This window comes from Calditrichota bacterium (genome assembly GCA_014359355.1).
Classification (GTDB): Bacteria; Zhuqueibacterota; Zhuqueibacteria; order JANLFK01; family Oleimicrobiaceae; genus Oleimicrobium.
Genome location: JACIZP010000088.1, coordinates 1 through 2,369 on the forward strand (window position 1 = coordinate 1; position 2,369 = coordinate 2,369).

At 61.8% G+C, this 2,369-nt stretch carries 3 protein-coding genes; all 3 read right to left on the minus strand.

Annotated features, from left to right (window positions below):
- A partial coding sequence (locus tag H5U38_03740; protein MBC7186129.1) for a hypothetical protein occupies positions 1-153 on the minus strand: 153 nt, incomplete at its 3' end.
- Between the two features lie 22 nt (positions 154-175).
- A complete protein-coding gene (locus tag H5U38_03745; protein MBC7186130.1) occupies positions 176-1,666 on the minus strand; it encodes an SLC13/DASS family transporter in 1,491 nt (496 codons plus the stop codon).
- A gap of 116 nt (positions 1,667-1,782) precedes the next feature.
- Positions 1,783-2,369: carbon starvation protein A (locus H5U38_03750; GenBank protein MBC7186131.1), on the minus strand; the 587-nt coding region annotated here is incomplete at its 5' end.

The window sequence follows — 2,369 nt, forward strand, 5'->3', positions numbered from 1 at the left end:
GATCGTGGCCTCAAGGTGTTTGGCGGTGGTCCCGTACAATTCCGAGAGCGGCCGCGACCGGTAGCTGGGGATGGAGCGCTGGATCTCCGTCGCCCACATGCGAATGATGCGGTTCCAATTGCTCCTGAGAAAGGCAACCAGACGAGAACTCATGCCTTCTACTCCATTGCGCTGCTCACCGCGCCCAAGTTGGCAGCACACCCATCTTGATGCCAAAAGCGGGCACTGCCACCACGTACACCACCAATGTAACGAGAATAACCCCCAACAAGTTCAACAGTACTCCCGCGCGCGCCATCTGCGGGATGGACACATGGCCGGAGGCAAACACAATCGCATTGGGTGGGGTCGCCACCGGCAGCATGAACGCACAAGAAGCCGAAATGGCGCTGGGAATCATCAACAGCAGGGGGTGCATGCCCACAGCCACTGCCGTGGCCCCCAACACCGGAGTGAAGATCGACGCCACAGCCGTGTTGGAAGTCACCTCCGTCACGAAGGTCGTCACCAAGCAGACCAGGCTCACGAGCACCAGGGGCGGCAGCGAACGAAGCAGCGACAGTCTGTGCCCCACCCAGGCGGCAAGGCCCGAGCTTTCGAAGGCCCCGGCCAGAGCTATGCCCCCGCCAAACAGAAGCAATACTCCCCAGGGAATGCCACGCGCCGTCTCCCAGTCGAGGAGAAACTCCCGCCGCCGGAAATCCACAGGCACAACAAAGAGGAGGACTGCCGCCACCATGGCCACGGTTGCGTCGTTGACTTTCGCGCCTAGTCCCAACAGGCTTGCCCATCCTGGTATGTGCACCGCGCCCAGCTCCACATCCGAACGCCACACCCAGGCCAGGGCAGTGAGCACAAAAACCAGCCCCACCAGCCACTCTCCGCGCGAAGGCCGGCCCAGGCGCTCTATCTCTTGCCTAACAGCCTGCCGCCCGCCCCCGAGGCCTTGTTTCCCCAAAGGGAGCACTACGCGTGTGAGCAGCAGCCAGCTCAAGGGCAGAAACAGCGCCACAAAAGGCAGGCCCACCTTCAACCAATCGAGAAAGCCAATGGTGGGAGCCTTCGGGAAGAGGCGCGTCAGTTGGGCAACGAGGATGATGTTGGGCGGTGTGCCGATCAGTGTGCCGATGCCGCCGATGCTGGCTGCATAGGCCACTCCCAGCATCAATGCGGTCTTTAAGCGGGCTCGCGCTCGAGCGTCCTCTGGAGCCGAGCCCTCATCCAGGTGCAGCACTAACGCCAGGGCGATGGGGTACATCATGAGGGTGGTCGCGGTGTTGGAGATCCACATGGAGAGGGCTGCCGTAGCAACCATGAAGCCAAGCACAAGGGTGCGGGGATTGGAGCCAATCAGACGAATCACATGTAGCGCCAGGCGTCGGTGCAGACCCCACCGCTGCATCGTCACCGCTAAGAAGAATCCCCCCATGAAGAGGAAGATGTTGCTGTCGCCGTAGGAGGCCGCCACCTCACGCACTGGCTGCACCCCGAGCACCGGCAGCAGGGCGAGAGGCAACAGAGCGGTGGCCGGAACGGGTATCGCTTCCGTAATCCACCACCAGGCCATGAGCGCCGCCAGCGCCAAGACCCGGTGTCCTGCGGCGGAAAGATCAGCACCTGCCGGCACGCCCCACAACACCCCAAGAAACAGCACGGGGCCGGCCACCAGCGCTCCCCACCTCAAGGTGGAGCGTTCGCCCTGAGAGCTCTTGCTATCTTCTGCACATTCAGGCACGCGACCCATACAAGAGTCTTCGCCAGAATCGTTCCACCCTGCTCACATCATCTTGGCGTTACCCTCGCACTCCGGAGGCTGTGGATGGCCTGGTTGATCAGCAGCCCTGCTAAGCAGAAGAGCACAATCCCGACCGCCACCAGGAGGTAGTTGCCCCGCAAAAAGTTCTTGTACACCAAGGAGGCCAGCGCCGTCAGCGTCACCAGGAACATGAAGACCATGGGGTAGCGCACAAAACTGTTGCGCCTGCCCTCTTTCGCCAACCAGACGGAGACGGCCAGGAGGGCCAGCGCGGCGAGCAACTGGTTGGCCGAACCGAACACCGGCCAGATGGCGTCAGAGCCTCCGCTTGTCAAGAACACCCACGCGGCTATGACGGTCACGGCGGTACCCAAGTAACGGTTCGACAGCCATGGTGAGGCGGGCCCCTGTTTGCGACTTTCGAAGAGCTCCTGGAAGGCAAAACGGGCAAGCCTGGTGCTCGTATCAAGCGAGGTCAAGACGAATGCAGAGACCCCCAGCGCCGCGAAGGTGGTTGCTGCTTCAGCCTTCAGCCCAAGCAGAGGGATGCGCGCCATGAAATTACCTACACCCTCGGCAAATATCTGCACAAAGCTCTTGGCGGCGTACAGCT